This window comes from Methylobacterium sp. WL6 (genome assembly GCF_008040095.1).
Classification (GTDB): Bacteria; Pseudomonadota; Alphaproteobacteria; order Rhizobiales; family Beijerinckiaceae; genus Methylobacterium.
On record NZ_VRVH01000336.1, the window covers coordinates 1 to 4,667 of the forward strand.

At 72.0% G+C, this 4,667-nt stretch carries 3 protein-coding genes and 1 pseudogene; all 4 read right to left on the reverse strand.

Going from position 1 to position 4,667, the window contains the following annotated elements:
- The coding region (locus tag FV230_RS24900) for a (Fe-S)-binding protein (RefSeq protein WP_281408324.1) at nt 1-454 on the reverse strand (454 nt) is incomplete at its 3' end.
- Nucleotides 451-2,235 carry a NirA family protein gene (locus FV230_RS24905; RefSeq protein WP_147844307.1) on the reverse strand — a complete coding sequence of 595 codons (1,785 nt, stop codon included), beginning with the start codon at nt 2,233-2,235 and terminating at the stop codon, nt 451-453. The genes FV230_RS24900 and FV230_RS24905, both read right to left, overlap by 4 nt.
- Nucleotides 2,236-2,247: 12 nt before the next feature.
- The gene (locus tag FV230_RS24910; RefSeq protein ID WP_147727642.1) at nt 2,248-3,525 is read right to left on the reverse strand and encodes an FAD-dependent oxidoreductase; all 1,278 of its coding nucleotides are present in this window, start codon (nt 3,523-3,525) and stop codon (nt 2,248-2,250) included.
- Between the two features lie 699 nt (nt 3,526-4,224).
- Nucleotides 4,225-4,667: pseudogene (locus tag FV230_RS29985) on the reverse strand (ABC transporter substrate-binding protein); the annotation flags it as partial.

Here is a 4,667-nt window from a genome sequence, read left to right on the forward strand (position 1 = left end):
CGCCTGCGGCCGCGGCCGGCGCGGCGGCGTCGCCCGTGCCGAACTCCTCGTCGAGCTTCTTCAGCATCCGGAGCGTCTCCTTGCCGCCGGGCTGGCAGAGGTTCAGACGCGCCTCGCTCTTGAGGAAGATGGCGTTGGCGTAGTCGGCGCAATTGTAGCCGCACTGGCCGCAATCCTGCTGCGCCATCGCCGCCATGAGCTTCTGCGGCTCGGGCCGGGCCTTGGCCATCTCCATGCGCTCGGTGATCGGCAGCGACGGGTCGTGCCAGGGCGCGTCGTCGTTGTCGGCGAGCTTGGGGCCGCCGGCCATGTCGCCGGGGGCCAGGGCGGTGGCGCCCTCGACCGCCGGGCCGAGGAGGGCGGCGAAGTAGCCCGACAGCCACGAGCGCTGGTCGGCGGAGAACGGGGCGTTCTCGGGGACGAGGACGAGGGGGGGAGAGACGTGCTCGCTCATGCGGCTGCCTTGAGGGCTGGCTGGTCTTCGGCAAGGTCGCGCAGGGCTTCCGGCCCGGTGCGCGCCGTGAAGGTCTGGAAGCTCTCGTCCGGCCCGGTGCGGCGGGCGAGGTAGGTGCGCAGCAGTGCCTCGACGCGGGACGGCGCGTCCTCCGCCTTGATCGCGGTCCAGATCTCGGTGCCGATCTTCGGGTTCTCGGCGAAGCCGCCGCCGACCACGACGTCGTAGCCCGGAACAGTGTCGCCCTCCTCCGAGACCACCACCTTGGCGCCGATCAGGCCGATGTCGCCGATGTAGTGCTGGGCGCAGCTGTGGTGGCAGCCGGTGACGTGCACGTTGACCGGCACGTCGAGCTCCGGCAGCGCGGCCTCGACGTGGTCGGCGATGATCATCGCGTCGCCCTTGGTGTCGGCGGCGGCGAACTTGCAGCCGTTCGAGCCGGTGCAGGCGACGAGCCCCGCACGGATGCCGGCGGCCTTCGTGGTGAGCCCGAGCGCCTGCACCCGCGCCTCCACCTCGGCGACCTTGGCGTCGGGCACGCCGGAGAACAGGAAGTTCTGCCAGACCGTCATGCGGATCTGCCCGTCGCCGCATTCCTGCGCGATCCGCGCGAGCGCGCGGACCTGGTCGCTCATGATCTTGCCGACCGGCAGGATCACGCCGACCCAGTTCAGCCCGGGCTGGACCTGCGCATGCACGCCGACATGGGCGAACCGGTCGGTGGTGCGGCGCGGCGCGACGTGGGCGGGGTCGACCCGGTCGAGCTTGCGCCCGAGCTTCTCCTCGACGGCGGCGAGGTACTTGTCGAAGCCCCAGGCGTCGAGGACGTACTTCATCCGCGCCTTGTTGCGGTTGGTCCGGTCGCCGTTCTCGATGAACACCCGGATGATCGCATCCGAGACCGCGTTGCAATCCTCCGGCCTCAGCACGATGCCGGTGTCGCGGGCGAGGTCCCGATGGCCGGAGATGCCGCCGAGCACCAGGCGCATCCACACGCCCGGCGCGACGCTCGCGCCCTCCAGCACCTCGATCGCCTGGAAGCCGATGTCGTTGGTCTCCTCCAGCACCGCGACGATGCCGCCGCCGTCGAAGGCGACGTTGAACTTGCGCGGCAGGCCGTAGAGCGACTGGTCGTTGATGATCCAGTTGTTCCAGGACTTGGCGAGCGGACGCGTGTCGAGGAGCTCCTGGGCGTCGATCCCGGCGGTGGGCGAGCCGGTGACGTTGCGGATGTTGTCGGCGCCCGCGCCGCGCGCCGTCAGCCCGATGTCGACGAGCCCGTCGAGGAAGGGCTGGGCATGCTCGGGCGCGATGTGGCGCACCTGGAGGTTCGCCCGCGTGGTGACGTGGACGTAGCCGCCGCCATGCGCGTCGGCGAGGTCGGCGACGCCGGAAAACTGCCAATGGTGCAGGATGCCGTTGGGGATGCGCAGGCGCGCCATGAACGAGGTCTGGTTCGGGGCGACCCAGAACAGGCCGTGGTAGCGCCAGCGGAAGTTGTCCTCCGGCTTCGGGGCCTTGCCGGTGGCGGCCTCCACCTTCAGCCGGTTGTGGCCCTCGAACGGGTTCTCCGCGCGCTTCCATTTCTCCTGCTCGCAGAGCTTGCCGCCGGCCTTCACCGTGCGGTCCTGCGCCTTGATGTGGATCGCGTCCGGCCCGGTCGGCTCGGGCGGCGGACCGCCCTGGCCGAGGGCGAGGCCGCCGGTGAGACGGGCGGCGGCGACGCCCGAGGCGAAGCCTTCGAGGTAGCGTTGCTGTTCGGCGTTGAAGTCTTCAGCCATGGTCTGCCTCCTTCACGCTGCCAGATTCTTGGCGAGGGGTTCGGCCGGGGGCGCCGCGGGGCGCCCGAACATCAGGTCGTCGATCTGATCCCCGACCGGCGCGCCGGTGCGGATCAGGGTCTTGCACAGGCCCTGCTCGCCGATGTCGCCGACGAAGACCGCGCCGATCAGGCGGTCGCGCTCGACCAGGAGCTTGCGGTAGAGGCCGGCGCCCGGATCGCTCATCACGATCGCCTCCGCGGTGTCGGGCGTGTCGACCACGCCCGCGGAGAACACCGGCAGCCCCGAGACCTTGAGGCTCGTCGAGAGCGCCGTGCCGGAATACTGGGCCTCGAGCCCGGAGAGGTGGCGGCTCAGGGTCTCGGCATGCTCGTAGGCCGGCTCGACGAGGCCGTAGACCATGCCGCGATGCTCGGCGCATTCGCCGAGCGCGAAGATCCGCGGGTCCGAGGTGGTCATCCGGTCGTCGACCTTGATGCCGCGCCCGGTCTCGATCCCCGCGCCCTGCGCCAGGGCGAGGTTCGGGCGCACGCCCACCGACATGACGACGAGATCGGCCGGCAGCACCGTGCCGTCGGCCAGGATCAGGCGCTCGACGCGGCCGTCGCCCTCGACGCGGTCGGTGTCGGCGTTGAGCAGGACCTTGACGCCGCGCGCCTCCATCGCCCGGCGGACCAGGGCGGCCGCGGAATGATCGAGCTGCCGCTCCATCAGCCGGTCCATGACGTGGAGCAGGGTGGTGTCGACGCCGAGCCGCGCCAGCCCGACCGCCGCCTCGAGCCCGAGCAGGCCGCCGCCGATGACGATGGCCTTGGCGTGCTGGACCGCCGCCTTCCGGATCGCCGACACGTCCGCCAGGTCGCGGAACGTGATGATGCCGGGCAGGTCCATCCCGGGCTTGGGCAGGCGGATCGGCACGGAGCCGACCGCGAGCACCAGCTTGTCGAACGGCAGGACGTGGGTCTCGCCGACCACGACCAGCGCGTTCTCGCGGTCGACCTGCGTGGCGGGGGCGCCGGTGATCAGGCGGATGCCGTGGCTCTCGTACCAGTCGAGCCCGCGGAAGGCGCAGGCCGCCTCGTCGACCTCGCCGCCGAGGAGCGAGGACAGCAGCACCCGGTTGTAGGCGGCCACCGGCTCGGCGCCGACCACGGTGACGTCGTAGCGGCCGGGCGACCCTTCGGTCAGCCGCTCGAGAAACCGCAGGGAGGCCATGCCGTTGCCGACCACGACGAGCCTCTCGCGCGGGATCTCCGCGGCTGGAACCTGATCCGTCTGGGCTGTGAGCATCGGTGGAAGGGTCTCGTCCTCGATTGCGCCGGGCACGTCCGCCACGAAAAAAGCCGCCGCCGATCGACCTCCCGGCAAGCGTCGCCGCCCGCGAGGAGACATCGGTTCAGCGGCCTCGCTGACGGTGCTGCCCGTCGTCGTTGACGGGTCGGATCACCTCAGCAGGTTCCGTGCCAGTTCGGCGGGACGAGGCTCGCGCGCTCTGCCGGGCACGGCCGAGCGGTCGGTGCCCGGTTTCGCGCGGAGGGTGTGCGCTGCACAAAGATGAGGCGAATGAAGCCCGATCGGGCAGGGGCCCACGATGCACCCTCGACTTGACCGCGCAGCGTCGCGGGTCCGTCGAACGCGGAAAGGACGCTCGGCGGGGGGCGCGAGCGTCCAGGAGGCTTGTGCCCGGCGGGTCGGCTAGATGAGGGTCGAGAGGGCTGCCATCAAGCCGACGACGGGGACGGCGCCGATGAGGAGGGCCCACCGCCAGGGGTGCGCTGCCCGCGCCCGCCGGTTGTCGTTCATCGCCCGGGGCGCGCGGCCCCGGTGCCGGACATAGGCCGAGAGGTCCACGCGTCCGCGCGAGGCGGGAATGGACGAGGCGGTGTCGAGCTTGCGGCAACCTGGCATGGCATGACGATAACGACGTCGCGGCCTCCGCGTTCCGTTTCCTCGCAGGCGATTCCGTCGGATGCGGGCGTCCCGCAGGTCTCAGGCGGGGGATAGTCCGGCCGCCGCGTAGAGATCCGGGCGGTAGACCGCCTCCGCGGCGGGCAGGAGGTCGTCGAGCGGCCCCTGCCCGGCCGCCTTCATCTGCGCCAGCACCCAGCCGGCATGCGCGGCGCGCGGCTCCTGCGCCGCCGCGTCGAGGCGCAGGTAGTCGGGGGCCTCGCGCTGCAGACCCGTCCCGTCGAGGACGATCGTGCCCTCGAGGGTGCGGGCGATCAGGGCGGGATCGAGGTTGAGATAGGCCCGCCGCGCGAGCCGGTGGGCGAGCTCGGAGCGGTTCGCCGGGTCCGCGCACCAGCGCCCTGCCCTGGCGACGGCCCGCACCAGGGGCGGGATCGCGCCGTCGAGCCGCGGCGCGACCGCGAGGACCTTCTCGGGCGCGTCCGGCGCCACCTCGCAGCCGAGCGCGGCGATGCGCCCGAGGC